Annotated in this window: 15 protein-coding genes and 7 pseudogenes; 2 read left to right on the forward strand and 20 right to left on the reverse strand. The window is 46.3% G+C overall.

Annotated features, from left to right (window positions below; genetic code table 11):
* Positions 1–131: 131 nt before the first annotated feature.
* On the reverse strand, positions 132–1,589 hold the full coding sequence (locus JCM16496_RS02295; RefSeq protein ID WP_209441596.1) for an MATE family efflux transporter: 1,458 nt from the start codon (positions 1,587–1,589) through the stop codon (positions 132–134).
* 393 nt (positions 1,590–1,982) lie between these two features.
* A pseudogene (locus JCM16496_RS02300) lies at positions 1,983–3,238 on the reverse strand (nucleotide sugar dehydrogenase).
* Between the two features lie 69 nt (positions 3,239–3,307).
* Here JCM16496_RS02300 and JCM16496_RS02305 point away from each other — a divergent pair.
* Complete coding sequence (locus tag JCM16496_RS02305; protein ID WP_025832055.1) at positions 3,308–3,553, forward strand: peptidoglycan recognition protein family protein; 246 nt, start codon at positions 3,308–3,310, stop codon at positions 3,551–3,553.
* A gap of 52 nt (positions 3,554–3,605) precedes the next feature.
* On the opposite strand, the pseudogene rfbB reads toward JCM16496_RS02305, so the two are convergent.
* From rfbB to JCM16496_RS02405, 18 genes and pseudogenes are all read right to left on the reverse strand, one after another.
* A pseudogene (gene rfbB, locus JCM16496_RS02310) lies at positions 3,606–4,741 on the reverse strand (dTDP-glucose 4,6-dehydratase).
* 1 nt (position 4,742) lies between these two features.
* Positions 4,743–5,654, reverse strand: a complete 912-nt coding sequence (gene rfbD / locus JCM16496_RS02315; protein WP_025832057.1) for a dTDP-4-dehydrorhamnose reductase — start codon at positions 5,652–5,654, stop codon at positions 4,743–4,745.
* A gap of 2 nt (positions 5,655–5,656) precedes the next feature.
* Complete coding sequence (gene rfbC / locus JCM16496_RS02320; protein WP_025832059.1) at positions 5,657–6,238, reverse strand: dTDP-4-dehydrorhamnose 3,5-epimerase; 582 nt, start codon at positions 6,236–6,238, stop codon at positions 5,657–5,659.
* A gap of 27 nt (positions 6,239–6,265) precedes the next feature.
* Complete coding sequence (gene rfbA, locus JCM16496_RS02325; RefSeq protein WP_025832061.1) at positions 6,266–7,171, reverse strand: glucose-1-phosphate thymidylyltransferase RfbA; 906 nt, start codon at positions 7,169–7,171, stop codon at positions 6,266–6,268.
* 786 nt (positions 7,172–7,957) lie between these two features.
* Positions 7,958–8,653: a tyrosine-protein phosphatase gene (locus tag JCM16496_RS02335; protein ID WP_025832065.1), complete on the reverse strand. Its 696-nt coding sequence runs from the start codon at positions 8,651–8,653 to the stop codon at positions 7,958–7,960.
* Between the two features lie 18 nt (positions 8,654–8,671).
* Entirely contained in the window at positions 8,672–8,977 is a 306-nt protein-coding gene (locus tag JCM16496_RS02340; RefSeq protein WP_244440194.1) for a hypothetical protein, read from the reverse strand.
* A gap of 60 nt (positions 8,978–9,037) precedes the next feature.
* Positions 9,038–11,476 carry a GumC family protein gene (locus JCM16496_RS02345; protein ID WP_025832066.1) on the reverse strand — a complete coding sequence of 813 codons (2,439 nt, stop codon included), beginning with the start codon at positions 11,474–11,476 and terminating at the stop codon, positions 9,038–9,040.
* A 14-nt stretch (positions 11,477–11,490) separates the two neighbouring features.
* Positions 11,491–12,281 (reverse strand): annotated as a pseudogene (locus JCM16496_RS02350) (polysaccharide biosynthesis/export family protein).
* Positions 12,282–12,294: 13 nt separating this feature from the next.
* On the reverse strand, positions 12,295–13,416 hold the full coding sequence (locus JCM16496_RS02355; protein WP_025832069.1) for an MraY family glycosyltransferase: 1,122 nt from the start codon (positions 13,414–13,416) through the stop codon (positions 12,295–12,297).
* Between the two features lie 11 nt (positions 13,417–13,427).
* Positions 13,428–13,976 (reverse strand): UpxY family transcription antiterminator, encoded by a 549-nt coding sequence (locus JCM16496_RS02360; RefSeq protein WP_025832071.1) that lies wholly within the window; start codon positions 13,974–13,976, stop codon positions 13,428–13,430.
* An 874-nt stretch (positions 13,977–14,850) separates the two neighbouring features.
* On the reverse strand, positions 14,851–16,059 hold the full coding sequence (locus tag JCM16496_RS02365) for a tyrosine-type recombinase/integrase (RefSeq protein ID WP_025832072.1): 1,209 nt from the start codon (positions 16,057–16,059) through the stop codon (positions 14,851–14,853).
* Between the two features lie 168 nt (positions 16,060–16,227).
* A pseudogene (locus JCM16496_RS02370) lies at positions 16,228–17,014 on the reverse strand (PRTRC system ThiF family protein).
* On the reverse strand, positions 17,011–17,730 hold the full coding sequence (locus JCM16496_RS02375; protein WP_025832074.1) for a prokaryotic E2 ligase family D protein: 720 nt from the start codon (positions 17,728–17,730) through the stop codon (positions 17,011–17,013). The pseudogene JCM16496_RS02370 and the gene JCM16496_RS02375 overlap by 4 nt, the downstream one beginning before the upstream one ends.
* 3 nt (positions 17,731–17,733) lie before the next feature.
* Positions 17,734–18,822: pseudogene (locus JCM16496_RS02380) on the reverse strand (hypothetical protein).
* A 40-nt stretch (positions 18,823–18,862) separates the two neighbouring features.
* Positions 18,863–19,084, reverse strand: a complete 222-nt coding sequence (locus JCM16496_RS02385; RefSeq protein ID WP_025832075.1) for a PRTRC system protein C — start codon at positions 19,082–19,084, stop codon at positions 18,863–18,865.
* A gap of 4 nt (positions 19,085–19,088) precedes the next feature.
* Positions 19,089–20,038: pseudogene (locus JCM16496_RS02390) on the reverse strand (PRTRC system protein E).
* 37 nt (positions 20,039–20,075) lie between these two features.
* Positions 20,076–20,294, reverse strand: a complete 219-nt coding sequence (locus JCM16496_RS02395) for a hypothetical protein (protein WP_025832076.1) — start codon at positions 20,292–20,294, stop codon at positions 20,076–20,078.
* Positions 20,295–20,678: 384 nt separating this feature from the next.
* A pseudogene (locus tag JCM16496_RS02405) lies at positions 20,679–20,914 on the reverse strand (hypothetical protein).
* Positions 20,915–20,929: 15 nt separating this feature from the next.
* Here JCM16496_RS02405 and JCM16496_RS23030 point away from each other — a divergent pair.
* A partial coding sequence (locus JCM16496_RS23030) for a hypothetical protein (RefSeq protein WP_209441598.1) occupies positions 20,930–21,120 on the forward strand: 191 nt, incomplete at its 3' end.

The following is a 21,120-nucleotide window of genomic DNA, read 5'->3' on the forward strand; positions in this document are numbered from 1 at the left end:
TTGCGTCCCTCATATATCAACAAAAGAAGTGCTACCAAGCAAAACTACCATAGTAAACAGCATTAGGAATGGGTATTGGAATCGCTGTTACCTTGATTATGTTGATAGCCCATAGGATTATAATGGCAGTTCTAAGCATTTCGTCTGAATATACGGTTCAACTTTACGAGATTATATACGGAAGCTCTTTCATTTTTTGTGAAACCAAATAATACTATCAATATTCCCATAGCAATGATTTCTAAAACGATATTAGCATATTGATATGTAAAAGATATTTGCGAAATCGAGTAGCAAACGATGATTCCCAATAAAGAGACCCAAACCGTAGGAAAAATGACGTTCCTCATATATTGGGTTTTGGATATAAAAAGATACTTGTTGAGATACAAAAATCTGAATACGCAAATGATCATCTGATTAAATGTCTGGAAAGCAAAGACCCATGCCGGATGCAATCCAAGATGCAACATCAGGTAAGCAATCGGTACATTTGTCAAAGTTATGATACTTAATATAATACTATAATATTTTATTTTCCCTACAGCATGTATGACAATCGTCAATGGGGTAGATATGGCTGCAACAATAGATTCCATGATGGACAATAAACTGAATACAACCAAATAAGTCGGTATTTGTTTCAACCATACATGGATTACATAATTCAGGTTTAGCAATATGGGTATTGAAAAAAGGAGTAATAAAAGGACAGAGAGTTTCGTTGTCCATTGCAGCATTTTTTTTAGCTCCTCAAATTGGCGAGAAGCATAAAGTTTCATCAGCCGCGGATTGAATGCCAATTGGAAATTAGACACAAAGGTTGAGACTCCTGCGCTTAACTGGGTTGCCAATCCTACTGCCGCATTGGCAATAACGCCACAATAAGCATTGATTGCTATATTTATAATCTGTTTTTGAATTGTGATGGAAGTAGAGGAGAGCATATTCCAACTTATAAAGCCTAAAATCTCCTTGAAACTGGAAGAGTTTCTGACAAACTCATATTTTTGAATCAATTTACAATGAAGACAATAAAAGCGATAAGCCAGATAATTGAAAAAAGAGACTAAGAACATAAGGAATGCATACAATTCCAGTTTGCTAAAAGGCAAGAACATCAGCAAAAAAACCATACCTAATTTCAGAAAGACCTCCCAAAGACTGTTATAGGCATAAAAAGCCATTCTTTCATGAGCGACGACACAACAATTATAAGGTACTCTGATTATTTGTACGGCAAATGTCAGAATAGAAAATTGGAAAGTTATATTAGCTGCTGTAAGTCTGTCTTCGGGTATATTCAAATAACTGTTAATAAGGAATGAACCTATTATTTCTGAAAGCATTAAGACTAAAACAGCAATATAAATATGAATAGTCAAACTTATGTTGAATGTCTGTTGAAAGACTTCCACATTCTTTTTTCCTAATGCGACATTAAAGAAACGTTGTGTTGCGCTGGAAATCGCATTATTTAGAAAAGAGAATAAAACTACTACACCGCCAACCAAATTATATATGCCATAATCAGCTACGCCTAAAACGTCTAACACAACTCTTGATGTGTAAAGATTTACCAATAACATCAGTAACATCCTTATATATAACAAGAGTGTATTTTTGACAATTCGTTTATTGTCCGTCATAGGTTGTCCCATCTTACAAATAGAATTTCATTTGTTTCTAGAAAACAGGCACATTGCACTATTGATAATCAATAGAAACATAGTTGACTTAATGTTTCATAATGTTTTATTGGGTGTGTCATAGTCAACATATGAAAGGCGTAGTCGCAGAAACATTCACGAATATCATCGAAAGCAAGTTTGTTATCTTACATATATTGTAAGAATTTCTGTCTTCGGTTAAATTAGGTAAAATCAATTTGTTTATCCGCAATTTTAGTTACCGCAATACTGATTAACGGATTTGCAGTCTCGTTGATAAGAGATTCTTTTATATCCTTATGAAATAAAGATTCAATCTCTCCTGAAAATATCTCTTGTATAGACCTTATTCTCCACATCATCAAGGCAAGCATCATAGCGGTTGGCGATAATGGCTTGGCTTTGTGCCTTGAATGCGACAAGATTATTCACCACCTTGCTTCCGAAAAATGTACTGCCGTTTTCCAATGTCGGCTCATAGATGATGACTTCCGCACCTTTCGCCTTGATTCGCTTCATCACCCCTTGGATGGAGGACTGACGGAAATTGTCGCTGTTCGACTTCATGGTCAGGCGATAGACACCTACAACACACTTATTTTCCTTGTTGGGATTGAAATCGCCACGATTGTAATAGTCATAATAACCCGCCTTGTTCAATACCCTGTCTGCAATGAAATCCTTGCGGGTACGGTTACTCTCTACAATGGCCTGTATCAGATTTTCCGGCACATCGGCATAGTTGGCAAGCAATTGCTTCGTGTCTTTGGGCAGGCAATAGCTCCATAGCCAAACGATGGGTTATTGTAATGCGTACCGATACGGGGGTCAAGGCTTACACCGTTGATGATGGCTTGGGTGTCCAATCCTTTCATTTCGGCGTAGGTGTCCAACTCGTTGAAGTAGCTCACACGCAGGGCGAGATAGGTATTGGCGAAGAGTTTCACGGCTTCCGCTTCGGTCAAGCCTATGAAAAGCGTATCAATGTTTTCTTTTATCGCTCCTTCCTGCAACAAGGCTGCAAAAGTATGTGCAGCTTCGTCCAAACGGGCATCGCCCTCCGGTCTGCCCACAATGATGCGGCTGGGATAGAGGTTGTCATACAAAGCCTTGCTTTCTCGAAGGAACTCCGGCGAGAATATCACGTTCCCGGTATCGAGCTTCTTGCGCACGCTTTCGGTATAACCTACGGGAATTGTACTCTTGATGACCATGATAGCGTTAGGATTGACACTTTTCACTAACTCAATCACTTCTTCCACGTGGCTTGTGTCGAAATAGTTCTTCACAGGGTCGTAGTTGGTGGGAGTGGCTATCACCACAAAGTCGGCATCCCTGTAAGCTGCTGCACCATCAAGGGTTGCCATGAGATTCAGCGGCTTTTCCGCCAAATATTTACCAATATATTCATCTTGTATAGGTGATTTCCGCTGATTGATCAGTTTCACCTTTTCGGGAATGACATCCACGGCTATCACCTGATGGTGTTGTGCCAACAGCGTGGCAATGCTCATCCCAACGTAGCCCGTTCCGGCCACGGCAATCTTGATTTCTTTATTCGTTTTCATATTCTTGGATTTTATACTTGCTTCACCACCGAAAGTATATCTTACTTTCTTATCGAAGTAGTACTTACTTTGTCATCGAAGTATATCTTCTCCGTACGCATGGAGTATGTGGGAGGGCTTGCCCGTGACTGCAAGACACCCTGCTACACCAATACCGATGCGCAGAAGGCGGCGTTGAGAAAGTTGCTCGATAACTTGCATAAGTGTTATTCGAGAACGTTGATTGCAGGTATCTCCGACCTCGACCCGAAAAAGCCCTGTTGTCCGGGCTTTGATGCGAATAAGGAATATCGTGACCTTGAGCCTGTTGTCTGATTCGTATTGACTCGAACATCCGATTTGTGGTAATTTTTGTTTGTATAGGATATCAACCTTTGTATATCTCCTCATAATACTTCTCATACTCACCACTAGTGATGTCGTCCATCCATTCCTGATGTTCTAAATACCATCGGACGGTCTTTTCAATCCCCTCTTCAAACTGGAGGCTTGGTTCCCAACCCATTTCCTTTTGCAGTTTGGAAGAGTCGATGGAATAGCGCATATCGTGTCCCTTACGGTCGGTCACGAAAGTAATTAAATCGAGGGAATAACCTTCGGGCTTGCTTAACAGCCTGTCCATTGTCTTTATAATAACCTTTATGATATCAATGTTCTTCCATTCATTGAAACCACCGATATTGTACGAGTTTCCCACTTTCCCCTTATGAAAGATGATGTCGATAGCACGGGCATGGTCTTCAACATAAAGCCAGTCGCGCACGTTTTCTCCCTTACCATACACAGGCAACGGTTTGCGATGACGAATGTTGTTGATGAATAGGGGTATCAGTTTTTCAGGGAATTGGTACGGACCATAGTTATTGGAACAATTGGTTACAATAGTGGGCATACCGTAAGTGTCGTGATAAGCCCGTACAAAGTGGTCGCTGCTTGCCTTGCTCGCCGAATAGGGTGAGTGAGGATTGTATTTCGTCGTTTCGTAGAAGAAATCGTCACCGTAGGCCAAATGATGCTCCGATGAAGATGCAGTTGCCGTAAATGGAGCTTGATACCTTCAGGACGGTTCATCTCCAATGCGCCATATACCTCATCAGTGGATATATGATAGAAGAGTTTACCCTCGTACTTCTCCGGCGAAGACTCCCAATAGAGTTTGGATGCTTGCAACAGAGACAGTGTCCCCATTACATTGGTTCGGGCGAATATAAATGGATCTTTAATGCTGCGATCCACATGGCTTTCAGCCGCCAAGTGGATGATACCGTCCACTTGTTCCTCTTGCATCAGTTTATAGAAAGCATCGAAGTCGCAGATGTCCATCCTCACGAACTTGTAGTTGGGTTTATCTTCCACATCTTTCAGGTTAGCTAAGTTTCCGGCGTATGTCAACTTATCCAAGTTGATAATGTTGTACTCCGGATATTTGTTTACGAATAAGCGTACCACATGGCTACCGATAAAGCCGGCTCCCCCGGTGATGACGATATTTCTCTTTCTCATTTTATTCCGATTTTTTCATATTGTTGATACATTGTTTCAGCGATTCTGTCCAATAAGGAATCCTTATTCCAAAAGTCTCCTTAATTTTTGTCTTGTCGAGGACTGAATATGAAGGACGTGTCACCGGGCTGGAAAACTCGTTGCTATGGCAGGGCTGTATGTCACAAACAGTTGTGCCGTTGTATTCAGCTATCATCTTGGTGAAATCATACCACGAACAAACGCCCTCGTTGGAATAGTGATAGATGCCCGTCTTGCCATATCGTTCGAATGCTCGCTCCCGGCTGTAATCGGCCAATACGCATTGAATGGCATTGGCCAAATCAAGGGCGTATGTCGGTGTACCAGTCTGGTCGAATACCACTTCCAGTTGTGGCTTGGTAGCCGTCAGATTCATCATCGTCTTACAGAAGTTCTTACCGAACTCGCTGTAAAGCCAAGCCGTACGGATAATGACATGTTTGCAACCGGTAGCCTGTATTTTCTGTTCGCCATGCAGTTTGGTCAAACCATATACTCCCGTAGGTGTTCCTTTTTGATCCTCCTTGCAAGGTACGTTATAAGGCTCTTTGCCAAACACATAATCAGTAGAAATCTGTACCAACAGCCCATTGACTTCCTTCATCGCTTTTGCAAGATTCTCGGGTGCTACTGCATTGAGTTTCTCTGCCAGCGCCTCGTTACTCTCGGCTGCATCCACATTGGTATAGGCGGCACAGTTCACGACAACATCCACACGGCTATCCGTCACCATTCTGCGGACTGCTTCCAAGTCAGTAATATCCAAGTGGAGTGTTGTAACCCTTTCCGGTTGATTGACATCGGTAAAAATATAGTGGTCGTTGCTATCACGAGCAACCATGCGCATTTCATTGCCCAACTGTCCGTTGGCTCCTGTAACAAGTATATTCATGATTATTCGGACTCGGGATATAGGTTAATGTTGTAATCAAACGGGGAATTAAAGTCCTTCAGGCAACCGTGTCTGACGTCTTTTTCGGAAAGAATAGCCTTCTCCACCGGGATCTGCCAGTTTATGCCTAAAGTTTCGTCCTTGATACTTATGCCTCCGTCCGCTTCCGGTGTATAGAAATTGTCACACTTATACTGGAATACGGCTATTTCACTCAACACGGAGAAACCGTGTGCAAAGCCGCGGGGCACAAAGAACTGCCGATGGTTCCATTCACTCAGTTCCACAGCCACATGCTGTCCGTAAGTGGGGCTACCCTTGCGAATATCGACCGCCACATCCAAGACACGTCCTTTTACACAACGCACCAGTTTACTTTGCGTAAAAGGCGGGCGTTGGAAATGTAATCCACGTATCACGCCGTAGGAGGACATACTCTCATTGTCCTGTACGAAGTCGATTTTTCGTATCTTCTCTTCAAACTCCCGTTGCGAGAACGACTCAAAGAAATAACCACGGGCATCCCTAAACACCTTGGGTTCAAGGATAACCACACCGTCTATACTTGTCTGAATGACTTCCATTATTATTGTTTCAAACGATATTCTCTTTTAATCCAAATTACCTTTTCTGGTACGATCCACCTCTTCAATCACTTTCAACAGATATTGCCCGTATGGATTCTTCGACATCGATTGAGCCAACTGCTGCATCTTCTCGCGGTCAATCCATCCTTTGCGGTAGGCGATACCCTCCAAACAAGCCACTTTCAATCCTTGCCGTTTCTCGATCACTTCGATATAGGTAGATGCTTCCGACAAGGAGTCATGGGTACCTGTATCGAGCCAGGCAAATCCTCTGCCCAAAGTCTGTACCTTCAGTTCTTTATCCTCCAGAAACTGCTGGTTCACGGTTGTAATTTCCAGCTCTCCACGTGCCGACGGCTTGATATGCCTGGCTACATCCACCACCTTGTTTGGGTAGAAATAAAGCCCTACCACCGCATAGTTGGATTTCGGCTGTCTTGGTTTTTCCTCTATGGAGAGACAATTACCGTTTACGTCAAACTCAGCTACGCCGTAGCGATCCGGATCATTCACTCGGTAGCCGAACACCGTTGCTTTATGTTCCTCTTCTGCTGTGTATACGGCATCACGCAACAAAGCGGTAAATCCGTTCCCATGGAAAATGTTGTCGCCCAACACGAGGCAGACGGAATCATTCCCGATGAACTTTTCTCCGATAAGGAAGGCTTGTGCCAGCCCGTCTGGAGAGGGTTGCTCGGCATATTCGAAATGTACGCCATAATCCGAACCGTCACCCAGAAGCCGTTTGAAGCCCGGCAGATCGTAAGGAGTAGAAATGATTAAAATTTCCCGAATATCAGCCAACATCAAAACGGAGATGGGATAATATACCATCGGTTTATCAAAAATAGGAAGCAATTGTTTGCTCACACCTTTAGTAATAGGATAAAGACGGGAGCCGGAGCCTCCGGCTAAAACAATTCCTTTCATTGAATTTTATGTTATATTTATATTCAGATAATCTAATCGAAAAAATTTTGCGGGAACAACAATCCTACAACTCCCAATGGTAAAAGTATGAGACAGAAGATCCATAATATCTGCGGATGTTTATACTCCGCACCGGATATTTTCCGGAATAAAGTCAATGCGGCGATACCACCCAATATTAAATAGATATTTGAAATGTAGATAATTCCGTCATACGTCTGGCTGGCAAAGAATGAACAAATCCCCCCCCCTGCGATTGTGGAAAAGATGAATAACTAAATGATCGTTGGCAAATGCATTTTCTCCAGAAAGCCCATAACCGACAAATAAATACTTATTCCGCACAAGGCACAGAGAACAATCAGCAGAAGCCAAGAATTAATAGTATCTCCATCGTTTTATATTAGATTATATTTTATAAACTTCAGGTATTTTGCCTTTCAGCGTTTTTACCCAGCCTCTATATGCATCCATAGTTATTTTCTCCGGCATTCTGATTCTGATATAAGAATCGTCTGTTCCGGTGATGTAGGTCGTCTTTTGCAACAACTGCATAAGTACTTTCTTTGCTATTATCAGACACGGCATTTGCATTTCTTTGGAGAAACTCTGCAAAGTATTATAATCGTTTGATTTACAGAATAACATTAATCCGTATGCAGAAAAGCCGTATGCGCACCATATTCACCTATTGATTCATTATAATACAGATTGATAAATGAACCATCGTTTCTATATTCGTTTATTGTTATAGTTTGGCTATCCATAGTTGCATTAATAATCTGACTATAAATCAAGCAGTTTTTGTACGTTTCTTGTAACACCCGTGCAAATGAACTTTTGAAATATACTGTAACTGTGAATGTCTGTCCCTATATAAGCAATAGCCTGTTCTCTTAATAGCAACATGGCCTTCTTCTTAATCCGATTGCCATACATACCCGCTATTGACGGAAGATTAAGCTGGAATTTCACACCCATGTCTTTTAGCTGTCGGTAATCTGATTCACCCATATAAACATAACGCTCCGGATGGGCGAGAACGGGGTGGTATCCTTTAGATTTGATACGAAGCAGGATATTTTTCAATCCCATTGGAGGACTGAAATAAGAGGTTTCCACCAACAGGTGGTCGCCATTCTCGCCTAAAGGTAGCAGGTCATTCTTTCCCAGCCGTTCCTCAAAGAGATTGTCAAGCATGTTTTCCGCTGCAAGGTGCAGTTGCACGCCACCTGTGTAAGCAGCCTGCAATTCTGCAAAACGGTCGCGAAGATGGGCAGTCGTATTGGGAATGTCTTCCATGATGTGTGGTGTGAGCCATACGGATTTGATCCCTTGCTCCTCATACAAACGTAGAATTTCCAAAGATTCGTCCATCGTTTGTACACCGTCATCCACGCCCGGAAGAATATGTGAATGATAGTCTGTAAAACCGATTAGCTTTATTATATTTTGTTTTTCCCTTTTCTTAAAAAACCACATATAATGACATAAAACTTTTTAATCATTCCCGATTCCACATGACATATATGCGGAATCCGGAAATGAATTGATTGTCCCGGTGATAAACTTCACCAACAGTTTCGCTTGCCGAAATGATTTATCAACCCGGCCCCAACACAAGCTAAACCGATACAGATAGCGCCGCAGGAGGACAGATAAATCCACCAGCCAATACTCCGGTTTTGTTGCGGCAACCACACCGACTCCTTTGGTAATCAATGCTGTTTTACCAAATACACCTACAGTAACCATACCCGCACCGAATAAGGTCGCTTTGTCTTCTGTAAAATCGTTCTGTGCCATAGTTGTGATTTTTAGTGAAACAATAGGGAAATCAAATTTACATTCTTGTTTTGCGTCTAATTACCTGACAACCAACCATTTATCCCACCGCTGTTTTTCATCGGAGCCATAGTGATATCCTGAACCGTAACCATAGTGATAACCATACCGATAGCCATAACGGTATCCGTAGCGGCCACCGCTTCCCTCGGTTCCATTCAGGATCAGGGACATGTTCTTGTATTTCTTCTCCTCGTAGATTTTCTCCAGTTCGACGAGCATACTCCGTTCGAGCAATCCTGCGCGAATCACGAAGATGGTCCGGTCGGCCAGCTTCTCGATAATCTGCGTGTCGGCCACCAGTTCAATGGGCGGACAGTCAATCAGCACATAGTCGTACTGTTCCCTTACGGTATCGATTGCCTGCTTCAACCGCTCGTCGAACAACAGTTCCGTTGGGTTTGGAGGAATTGTTCCTACGGGTAGTATATCCATAGATTTCTGCTTCGGATCGGGTACGATGATCTCGTTCAGGTTGTCGATACGGCCTCCCAGATAGTCGCTCAATCCCTTAATAGGAGAGTCGACATAGGCTGACGCAGAACCGTGGCGCAGGTCACCATCTATAACAAGTACTTTCTTCCCTTTGATGGCAAGGCTCACGGCGATATTCATAGTCAGAAACGATTTGCCGCTGCCCGGATTGAAGGAAGTTACGAGGATAACATTCGATCTATTGTCCTTACCGGTCATGAATTCCAGGTTAGTACGCAATACACGGAATGCCTCGTTGATGACGTCACGGCTGCCCTCTTTGACGACAACGGCCTTGACTTCCTGCGGTTTCTTCCCGAATATCCCTTTCTTCCTTCTCACGAACAGCGGAATTTCACCGATGAACGGTGCGGTTACATTCTCCAGATCTTTCCTTCCCCGTACGCGGGTATTCATATTCTCGCGCATAAAGATAATGACTACTGGAATAAACAGCCCCAGAGCAAATGCGACCATAAAGATGTTTTTACGCACAGGGGAGGTCGGCAACATGCTACCATGCGGCGGGGTGACAATGCGGGTATTATAGGCGGTAAATGCCTGCGAGAGTTCATTCTCTTCACGCTTCTGCAACAGAAACAGGTAAAGAGCCTCCTTTACCTTCTGCTGGCGTTCCACTGACAGCAGGTATTTAGCCTGCGTGGGATTGGCTGCTATACGTGATGTTGTCTGTTGCTCCGTTTGCCGCAAACTTTTTATCTGCGAATTCAAGGTTACTATCTGATTGTCGATAGACCTGATTATCGCCTCTCGCATGGAAGCCAGGGCCTGATCCATATCCACAACCAGCGGGTTTTCCGTGCTGCTGTTCGCAACCAGACTGTTGCGCTGCAACAGTTGTTTGTTGTATTCGGCGATTTGCGACTCTATATTGGCACTCTCTATGCCGGAATTGGCCGGGAGCAACTGCGTTCGGTTGGCATCGTTGGCCAGATAGTTCCGGATGTAACGGGTCATGTAGATCTGGTTGTTTAGCGCTAAAATTTGGGCGTTCGTCTGGCTGCTCTGCGCCATGTACATGCTCGAAGCCGCCTGCACGTCGGGCAACAGGTGTTCTGACTTGTAAGAGGAAATATCCTCGTCCACGTTGCCCAACTCCTGTTCGATTACGCCCAATCGCTCGTTAATGAACATCGAAGTGCTGACGGCAATCTGATTCTTGTCCTTCACCCAGTTTTCATTATAAATGGAAATCAACGTACTCAATACATCCTCCGCCCGTTGGATGGAATTATCCTTGAATGACAGGTCAATAACCGACGCCTTCTCGTTGTTCAACGAGACAGACAAGTTGGACGCATAGGAGTCCACGGTATTATACAAGCTGGATTTGCCCACATATAATGTGTATGTCTCGCCGTTCACATAATTGGGCGTTGTATGGATAATGATTTTCCCTAACGGCGTAGTGATGGAATCGAGCAAGCGCCCCTTTATATCCATCCCGTCAAGTTCCGTCCCGTTACGTGTAAAGTCGGATAAGAGTAACGTGCTGTCTGGTTGTACATCCAATGTAAAACCGGCCGATTCGTTTTCAGGCAAGTCACTTATCGTCACATCCACAGGCAATGTAAGCCCATAGGCTACCTGACGGTGAAATTTTCCCGGAACGAAGTAATTCATATCCAAACGCAACCGTTTAACCACCTCGGTCATTAAAGCCGGCGACTGAAAGGTGACAAGTTCATTATTCACGTTGGTATTGGACTGGAACAATCCGAACTCCGAGAAGGATTCCAAATCCGAGGAAACTGACTTGCCTTTGGAATCCTCTTTGATCAATACTGAAGCGGTGCGTGTATATACAGCAGGAGTACGTAACAGATAGACGGTAGCGACACCGACCGTTACCACTAAAGACAAGACGAACCACTGCCACTTCATGAGACACAGGTACAACAGATCCTGTATCCGCAGGAAATCATCTGGCTGTCCCGGTTTCGTATTCTTTTGATTTACGACCATATCTGATTCTATATTTATTTCACAATTAATACGGTAATGGTAGTCAGCAGCGAGGCTAACGACATCCAGAAAGAGGCAGAACGGACGTTATTGCCATTGACAGTCGCCTGCCGTGCTTTCATTGAGTTAGGTTCCACATAAACTATATCGTTCTGCTGCAAATAATACACGGGAGAGGCATAAAGGTCATATCCCGAATTTAAGTTAACCTGATACAATGTCTTTTTGCCGTTTTCCTCCCGTTGTACCAGCACGTTCTCCCGTTTCCCATAGACGGTAAGATCCCCGGCCATACTTAAAGCGTCCAAAAGTGTCAGCTTGTCCTTGTCGATATTGAAACGTCCGGGTTTGGCAACCTCACCTAACACGGAAACGGTCAGGTTCATGAATTCCACCGTAACAACAGGGTCTTTCACGAGGTTCTTCGAAACCAGTTCCCCTTTTATGTACGCCGCGATCTCCTCGCGTGTCATTCCCGCCACATGGATATGTCCCAGCACAGGAAAATCAATGTTTCCATCCTTGTTTACAGTATATCCCGATATCCCCTGACTGTTGGATGTACCGATATCGTACCGATCTGTCGGGAAATAATCGGAAGATTGAAAAGATCCATCAACAAGGGGTCCTTGCTGTTGACTAGTATGGAAATCTTGTCTTCGGGACGTATCCGAATTTCCAGCGGATTCAGAACCTGCTCTGCCATACCCGGTTTCAGGTCCGTAAAATAAGCGACTTTCGGCGTGGCACATGATCCCAACAAGAAAGCCACGGTCAATAAGAATAAAATGTATCTGATTTTCATATTTCATTGATTTTTATTTGTCGTTAGCCTGTCTCGACCGAAGCTTCCCGATACGTTTCGTCAGCCAGATATTGGCGAAAGTCCATATCAGGATGTCAACCAGCACAATCCAGTTTACATTGAGATAAAGGGAGAGGAGAATATTAAACAGAATGAATACAGTTGATACGGATATGATGGTAATCATGGCATTTCGCTGCTTCATTCCGACAGCAAGCAATTTATGGTGGATATGGTTCTTATCCGGCAAGAACGGGTTCTTTCCGTTGCGTACCCGATACAGGTAAACCCGAACCACATCACAGCAAGGAATCAGCAGCGGGGAGAATGCCAGCACCATCGGATTTATATGTTCCGTATTATCGTCCGTCCCGCACATAGTCAGCTTGAAACCGAGAAGACAGAGCATCATGCCGACTGTCAGGCTACCAGTATCGCCCATGAAGATCTTCTTTCCGTGCTCGGCATTCCCGAAAACATTGTAATAAAAGAACGGCACTAACACCCCTAATGTGGCGAACGCCAGCATGGCATATATATACTGGTGGAACATGAGAAAAGTCAACCCATAAAACAGGCAGGCAATACTGCACAGCCCGGAAGCCAGTCCGTCAATACCATCGATCAGGTTGATGGCATTGATGATGAAAACCACGAACAGAATGGTCAGAGGATACCCCAACCATAACGGGATCGAATGAATGCCCAGGATACCGTACAGGTTGTCGATATATATACCACCGGCGATAAGCATCACGCCGCACAGAATCTGGATGACGAACTTGGCACGATAACGGATGCCAATCAAGTCATCGGCCATGCCAACCAGATACAATACCATGATGGAGCAGAAGGCGAACGCCAAGGGTCGAACATCGTTCTCGATTTCGGACAACATCTCCGAATGCCCCATAACCAGATTGATTCCCAATAATAAAGCTATGGTGAAGAACACGACAGGCTTGAATGCAATGCCACCCAACCGGGGCACAGCACGATGATGAATCTTTCGTTCGTCGGGAAGGTCGAACAACCGCTTGCGGAAAGCGATCAGTAAAATCTGGGGAATGACGATACCCGCACAGAAGACACAGATCAAGAACGCAATACAGCAATTAACTATCCAGAAAATCATATGTTGGATTATTATATGAAGATGATAAATTCAGGATTCACCTCCACGGCGGCAGTCAGCAGGTTCGGGATTTCCACCATAAGGCGCTTGAACTTCGACCCACGCGCTGAAAGCAGCTTGCCGGAATAACCATCCATGGCTCCACCCACAATACGGACGGAGCGACCGTACATATCCGGTGTCAATTCATCAGGCTGATAGTATTTTGGATTCTCGGCGGCATTGACCGCATGGATAAACCGTTCCATGTCTCCATCCGCAACCGTCATCGGTTCACGCCAAGTCCTGCGTAACCAGCGGTACTGGAGGGTACGTATCTTTTCTACGATCGGGTCAAGGGTTATCCGTCTTTCATGTACGAAAAGCAAATCCGGCATAAACGGAACTTCCTCGCGGATACGCACTCCACCGTGTGTCACCAAGCGCCACTTCATCGGAACGAAGACTTCCATCTTCATTCCTTCGAGCAGCTTATAGGCAGGTTCTTTTGCGTTCGCCCTTTTCAGGTCGCGCATCACGTACCACCGTATGTTTTCCTCGTTCCCCAAAAGTGCCGTCATTTCGTTTTAGGGCAATTTTATCAATCCTGCAAGATTGTATATCAGTTTATTAATCAAGCAGTTATCAATGTTTAATATAAAAGTTCGGGGAACTCCCCCTGTTTCAATACATCTTGTTATCTTCATAAAAACAGATGTTTTCTACCATTTCGGATCCCTCTCTCCGGTACTTTTCTTCAAAAGAGAAGTATCATACGCAAAAATTGAATATAAACGGCTGACAGACAGATAAAATAAAAATTAAGAACAACCGATTCTGCTTAACAACCGTCGGATAAACATTATCGGAATAGGGATAGCAGAAAAAATATCCATCGTTTTTATGCCGTTATTTTCAATAATTTGCGTACCTTTGCATTCAATAATACTTCTCTTTTGAAGAAAGATAGAGGCTCACACAATGTTTCCGCATCTGCCTTTCACCTCCTGCATATCGTAATCCAGACCGTTAGTCCGCACGTTTCGACAGATTTATCCGTATCTGCGACCTTTTGTTCTGCTGTTTTCAGAACCGGAATATGATACCTTTCTTTTAGAGAGAAGTATAGTGGATTTGAAAGTGCAGTCTATTAATCAATTAACACAATCAACATGCAGAATTTGCATAACATTCCGATTGATACGTCAAACATCTGACATAAAAACTTTGCATCGTAATGCAATAAATCCCTAAAAAATAAGGAGTATATACCAATTTTTTGTAATTTTGCATCTGTAAATACTTCTCTCTAAAAGAAAAACAGCAATTAGGCACAATATACCTGTTCAGGTTCTTTCCGCAAAAGAAAGAATAAAAAACAGACACTATACCCTCCGGCACGGAGCGTGCGTAATGATGTCTATGGCATCAAAGGCTGCCGATGAGCTTAATGATTTACAGCGATTTCAGGATAAGGCTGTTGGCCTTGTCTACAACCGATGCGTCCAGCGAGGCCAGATAGATGCGCGTGGTGTTTTCCGAGTCATGCCCCATCGCCTCGCTAATGGTCGGGAGCGGGATGTTCTTGCTCCGGGCGATGGAAGCCCATGCATGCCGGGCTACGTAGGTCGTCAGCGGTATGCCCAATCCCAAACGTTCGCCCAACTTTTTCAGCTTGTCATTGACAAGGTGGGCGGCATTCTTATACTGCCTGCGGGCATCCATCTTCATATCCTTGATAATCGGCAGCAGATAGGACGTGCCGGAGGTATCATATTTATCGACAATTTCCTGCATCGGTTTCTCCCATTTGATGAAAAGCTGTTGCCCGGTCTTCTGGCGACGGTAGGAAAGTACCCCGTTCTGCAGGTCCTTCTTTTTCAGATAAGCCATGTCAACGAACGACATGCCCCGGGTGTAGAAGGAGAACAGGAACAGGTCTCTGGCGTAGTCCATCGCCGGTGTCTGCGTCAGATCCGCTTCCCGTATCCGGCGGATGACTTTCAGCGGGACAGCACGCTTGACCGTCTTGTCCACTCCCGTATAGACATGCTTGAAAGGGTTACGCTGTCCCGTCAGTCCTTCCTCCACTGCCCGGTTGTATATGGCACGGAGGTTACGCATATAATAAGAAGTGGAATTCGGGCATACGTTGTTCTCTTTCAGATAGGTCTCATACTGGACCATCCGGTTAGAATCCATTTCTTCGAACAGGAGGTCACGCTCCCCGTGGAAGCGCACGAAACTGTTCAGCGCGGTCGTGTAAGTCTCTGCCGTGCATATCTTGCCAATCTGTTTCAGTTCCCCGATGAGTTTTCGCGCATAAGTGATGAATCCTCCGTATTCCGTCGGTGAGGCGTAAAGTTCCAACACCTTGTCGGCGGTATAGGGCATGTTCCCGTGTTCGAGCCACGCGATGAGCTCCTTGAAACGGGCAAGGCCATTGTCCAAAGCGGCTTTCACGGATAGCAGATAATACCTGCGCCCCTCCTCAATACCGGAGGGCAGGATAACCTTGGAACGCTCCGTGTCCCATTCCGAGGGGTATAACTTGTAACCGGAACGGATTTGTCTTGCCAGACGGTCGTGAATCACCTGATAGTAGAGTGCGCCTTCCTTTGTCTTGACAGAAGATGCGCGGAATTTAACTTTTACTGTTGCCATATTTAATAGTTTATTGATAATGCTCTCTTATTAAAGAATATGGCAAACAAATATGAGAAAGGTGAGTTTGAGGAATATTTTCACGTCAACCCGGAATTTTCCCGTACCGGTCCGGATATGCTTCGGACAGAAAAACAGGCGGCAGGGATTGCCGGAAAAACGGATCGTTTATACCGTCATCGGATTTACACGCATCGTGTGCAGATTCAGGTATAACCCGTGATGTTCCAGCATCCCATGGCGGAACATCTTCCACAGCAGGCCGCAGCCGAGCTGCGCCAGCGTGGAGTTGATGAACAAGTCCTGCTTCTCCAATGCCTCTGCTAATGAGCAGCTCGGTCCGGAATCCTCCTCTTTCACTCTCGCGTATTTTACCAGCCGCGTAATGACTTTCAGCGAGCCGACCGTTTCATATAATGCGGAAGCCGGTTGTCTTATCCTCTTCGGTATCGTTCCTATGACGACCTGACCTGTCGTTCGCGTGTTCCCGAAATCCATCCAGTACAACGGGGTCGTGTAATCGCGGTAGGCCGGAGCGGGGACAGCTTTCAGTACGTTCCACAAGTCGAGCCGTGACTTGATGTTGTCGGTACAGGTAATCGTGATATTCGCCATGTCATCTGCGGGCTTTTTTCAGTACGGTCGGAAAGATGCCGGGCACCGCCCTCCAGTCATTCCCGAAGAAATTATTGACACGGGTAATGAGGCATTTCGCCTTGTTCAGGCCTATGTCGGAATCACTGAAGAGTTGGCGTCCGATGTTGGTCCCGGACACGATGTCAGGGTCATAGAGCGTGACGGACAGGCCGGGGTGTCCGAGCGCCCGCAATGTCACGTCGAGCCGGGCCAGACATGTCAGCACCTGCGAACCGGTTCCGCCCGCGCCGATAAGATTCACTGTTACCGGGTGCTGCGGGTCAATCAGGTAGTTGTCGATATAATGCACTCTTTTCATTTCAGTATGTCCTTTAGTTTCAAGTTGTTCAACGGTCTCAGTTCTTCAAGGTCGAAAGGTCTGTCCTTTGCCGCTTTCGTGACCAGAACGAGATTTGATTTGGTCGGGTTGCCATGCGCTCCCAGATGGGAGAACTCCGTCAGCCAGAACTTCCTCTCCCAATATTCGAGCAGTTTCGCGTAGGTCAGGTCTTTCGGCTTCTCTATTCTGGCGGAACCCAGACAGACGCTTGCCTGCGTCACGTTGAAGAACGGGGCGGCATATAGTTCCGTCTTTTCCGTCGGTTCCCTGTCCTTGCAGGCATAGACATTCAGGTGGCTTTCTCCGGCCTCGTAGATGATTCCCGGCAGATGATACTCCGCGTTCTCTATCTTGAGGGCTTCCTTGAAGAACATCATACGTTTCCGGGGAGAGTTGTACCAGATGTATTTCTCGCTTCCCTTACGCGGGTCGCACCACAACAGGTTGGACGGTATCCTTCCATACGGTGTGGCGCTGTGCCTTTCGGAATAGCCCCGTACCAGCTCGTTCATGAACTCCGCCGTCACCGGACGGCCTTCGCCCATTATACCGCTTTCATCTATATCCCTGACCTCGATGAAATAACTGTTGTCATATACATAATGACTGTTATCTTCCCGGGCATAGGCAATCAGCGCCGCCCGCGGATGGAGCAGCGTCCTGAGTTTTTCTGTAAGTTCGTTCGTTTCCAGCATGGTTTAACAGATTATATTGATGAACTCATCCGCCCATTTGAAGAACCGCTCCGGATAGTCATCCATCCGGAACAGTTCTCCGGTATCGGGCGAGAGGTCGCAGGTCGTTACCGGCGTGATGTCATAGGTCTCCCTGCTGTTTGAATTGTAATAGTCAACGAGATATTCAGACACTATATCGTTGATGTCATAGACGACCCTTATCTGCTGTTGCAGATACATCGGATGGAAATCCGGATTCTCGGAGTAGTAGGCGTCATACCCGTACCCCATGATGCCCCGTTCCCGGTGTCAGGAAGGGCAGACCGCTCCTCATGGCATCGACCAGCTGCCTTTCAAACCCGTTTTGGGGAGTGTACGAGCCGATTGCCCCCGGCAGGTCCTTGTAATAGGACTTTGCAGCCACCCGCCTGAGCAGCCTGCCTATTTTCCCCTCCTGATAGGAACGCACAAGTTTCACCCGGCTTTTCCATTCCTGCGGGTCGTCGCCTCCGTCCTCCGAGAGCAGCTCGAATATGAACTCCGTGTCATCGTCATCCAGAATAGTGCTGATACCGTTGGCCGTCATCAGCTTGTGGATAAAGGTAATGGCAATCCTCCTTAAAACGGGACTGAGTGATTCCATGAACCTCACCGGGAAATAGTACAGCGTCAGACTTCCCCACCGGTGGTATTTCCACAAACGGAAGAAGAGCCTGCCTCTTTCCTGCTCGATATTGACATTCAGCTCATCCCCACAAGCGCGTCCATCTCGTCGTACAGCCTGGCTATGCCCTCCCCGATACTGTTTCCCGGCGTGTGCGCCGCTTCCTTTTGCAGTAACAGGGCATACTTGAAAAAGGAATCACGCAGGAACTCATAGTTTTCCCGCGTGATTACATTGATGCTGCCGCATTGAAGTCCGTCGTATGTCTCCACGACAAGGCTTTTCAGGGCAACCGGTGCAAGCGCCGTGCTCAGAAAAGAATTACGGCCCCGCTTGGAGCCGCAATCCGTTCTTTCCTGTCCACCCCGTATCGGGTTTCCCTCCGTGTCTGCCCGATGATGAGCCTTGCCAGCTGTTCCTGCCGGTGTTCGTCCAATGGTACACATGATTTTTTGTTTTTACCGTTCTTCTTCATATTATATTATCCTATCCTTTGGTCCCGATGGTGGTCTTGAACTCGTATACGGCCTTGTCATCCTTGAGTACCGGACCGTGTACCGTCGCGGTTGTCAGTTCCGGATAAAAGTTGGAGTAATAATTCATGACCATTTCCGGGCTGTCCGACGGGTTCGGATCGTCGAGCGTGACCATTCCGCTGCCTTTCTTGAACGTGAATGAGCGTGTCATTCCTTTGATTTCGAGTGCCATAGTCTTAAACTGTTTGATAGGGTGAATACTTGGGTTCTAACATGGATTGGGGAAAATCGGGATATTCCTCGTAATCCTTGGGATTGTAATTGATTTCTTCGTCTGCGGGGTATTGCATCCGGTAATCTTCAGGCGTGAATGCCGGTTCCTGCCAGTGTGTGACTTCCTGACCGCCATAGTTTTGTGGTTGTACGGAAGGCTGCTGCGCGTATTGCGGTTGTGGCGGGGCCTGGTGTTGTACCGGTCTTTGCGGTGGCCACATCGAAGGCTGTTGCGGTTGTCCGGCCATGTGTCCCGTAGCCTGAGGCTGTGGTGGATAGGGCGGTTGCTGTACGGGAACTGCCATAGGTTGTGGCTGCGGTTGCTGTCGCTGTTGTGCCGTTGCCGCCATAGGTTGTGGTTGTGGCTGCGACTGGGCTTGCGGTGCCGGTTCATCCATCAGCTCGAACAAGCTCCCCTTGTTCATCGCCTTTTTCTGCTGCTCCATCATTTCGTCAATCTTCTTCTGGTCCTGCGGCTTGGCATAAGGACGTGCCTGTCCGAGCGCGGTGACGGCCTCCTTGTGGTTCCCTGCGGCAATCAGTTCGCCGGCTTTCTTGAAATACTTCTCGTACTTCTCCCGCTTTTCCCTTTCCTCCTTTGTTTCCTTGCTCTTCTGCTCCTTGGCGGATTTGCTTTCAGCGGCGGCTTTCTCCGCCTGCGCCTCGAACTGCGCCATGTTGGTGATCAGCCCGTGGCTTTCTGCACCGGCCGGGCGACGGCTTGCAGGAATCCGGCATCCAGTTCCTGGGGGAGCCCCTTGAGGGTCAGCGGGATGATGTGGTTCTGGGCTTCGTCTTTCAGCCCGTTTGACTTCGGCAGTACGGATACCGCCAGTTGTCCGTTCGCTTTGCGGATGACCAGCGTAAGGTCCACGCCCTCGGCCATCATCTGGTTGATTGCTGTAAAAAACATAATTGTATGAATTAAAGTGTGAATAACCGTATTCTTTCTATCTGTTGAAGAACTCCGCCAGCAGCCTGTTCCGGTCGGGATGACTGCATATCTCCAGTACCGGGTCCAACAGCGTGGAGATGTGTACGGGTCCGCTTCTTTCCCGTGGGGGGAATTTGACGGTCGGTTCCGGGACAGGATACTTCCTTCTTGCCGGTATAGGCACTGGTATCTGTACCGGTGCCATCGGCGGTCTTGAGATGATTGCTTGATTCATGACTCTATAATTTTAATTGTGAATACCTGGGCTTTGGCAGCCCGTTGAACTACAAGGGCTTTACGGCAAACGCTTCCGGAAAGGCAAGGCTTTCCGGAAAAATACCGCAAGCCCTCCGGGCGAGGATGATTTTTCCGCGAAACCCGGAGGGCCCGGCCTTGCCGTCCGAAAAGAGGCGTTTGCCAACTTTGCCCGGTAGTTCTCCGGTCTGTCAATGGCTGTATATGCCTCCCTTTCCTTTCCGAACGTGTTTTCATTATCCCTGTTTCCATAAGGCATGGAACACAAAAAGAGCCGTCCGTGAGGACAGCCCTGTCCTGCAAGGTATTGCAGCGGTTTATATGCCGTATTTGTTCCATCTTCCTATATTTTATGCCGGTGGAATCAGAATACCAGGTAGCTGAGGATACAAAAAAGTATCGCCGCTGCCACCAGGAAGCAGGCTACCTTATAGAGAAACCTGAAGAATCCCCTGAAACAGATGATGGCGACTGCCGTCCACACGGGCGATACGCCTCTTGAATACAGATAACCGAACACGATGAAGCCGCGATGGCCAATACTGTCATCCTTGTCCATTTGCCTGTTGTCAGTTTTTCGATATATTCCCTCGTTTTCATGACCGTATATTGTTAATGGGTGAAACATGTCATTTCCAATTTCGGGGGCCGGAGAGCGGACCGCCTCCACAGGCAAGGTTTTCGGGGAAAATACCGGAGCGGGGCGAGGATGATTTTCCCCGAAACCTGCAAGGCCCGACCTTGCAGGTGGCAACGGGCGGTTCCGCTACCTTTGCCCGCAGAATTGGAATGGCGGGATTCATTTG

Source organism: Bacteroides rodentium JCM 16496 (assembly GCF_000614125.1).
Classification (GTDB): domain Bacteria; phylum Bacteroidota; class Bacteroidia; order Bacteroidales; family Bacteroidaceae; genus Bacteroides; species Bacteroides rodentium.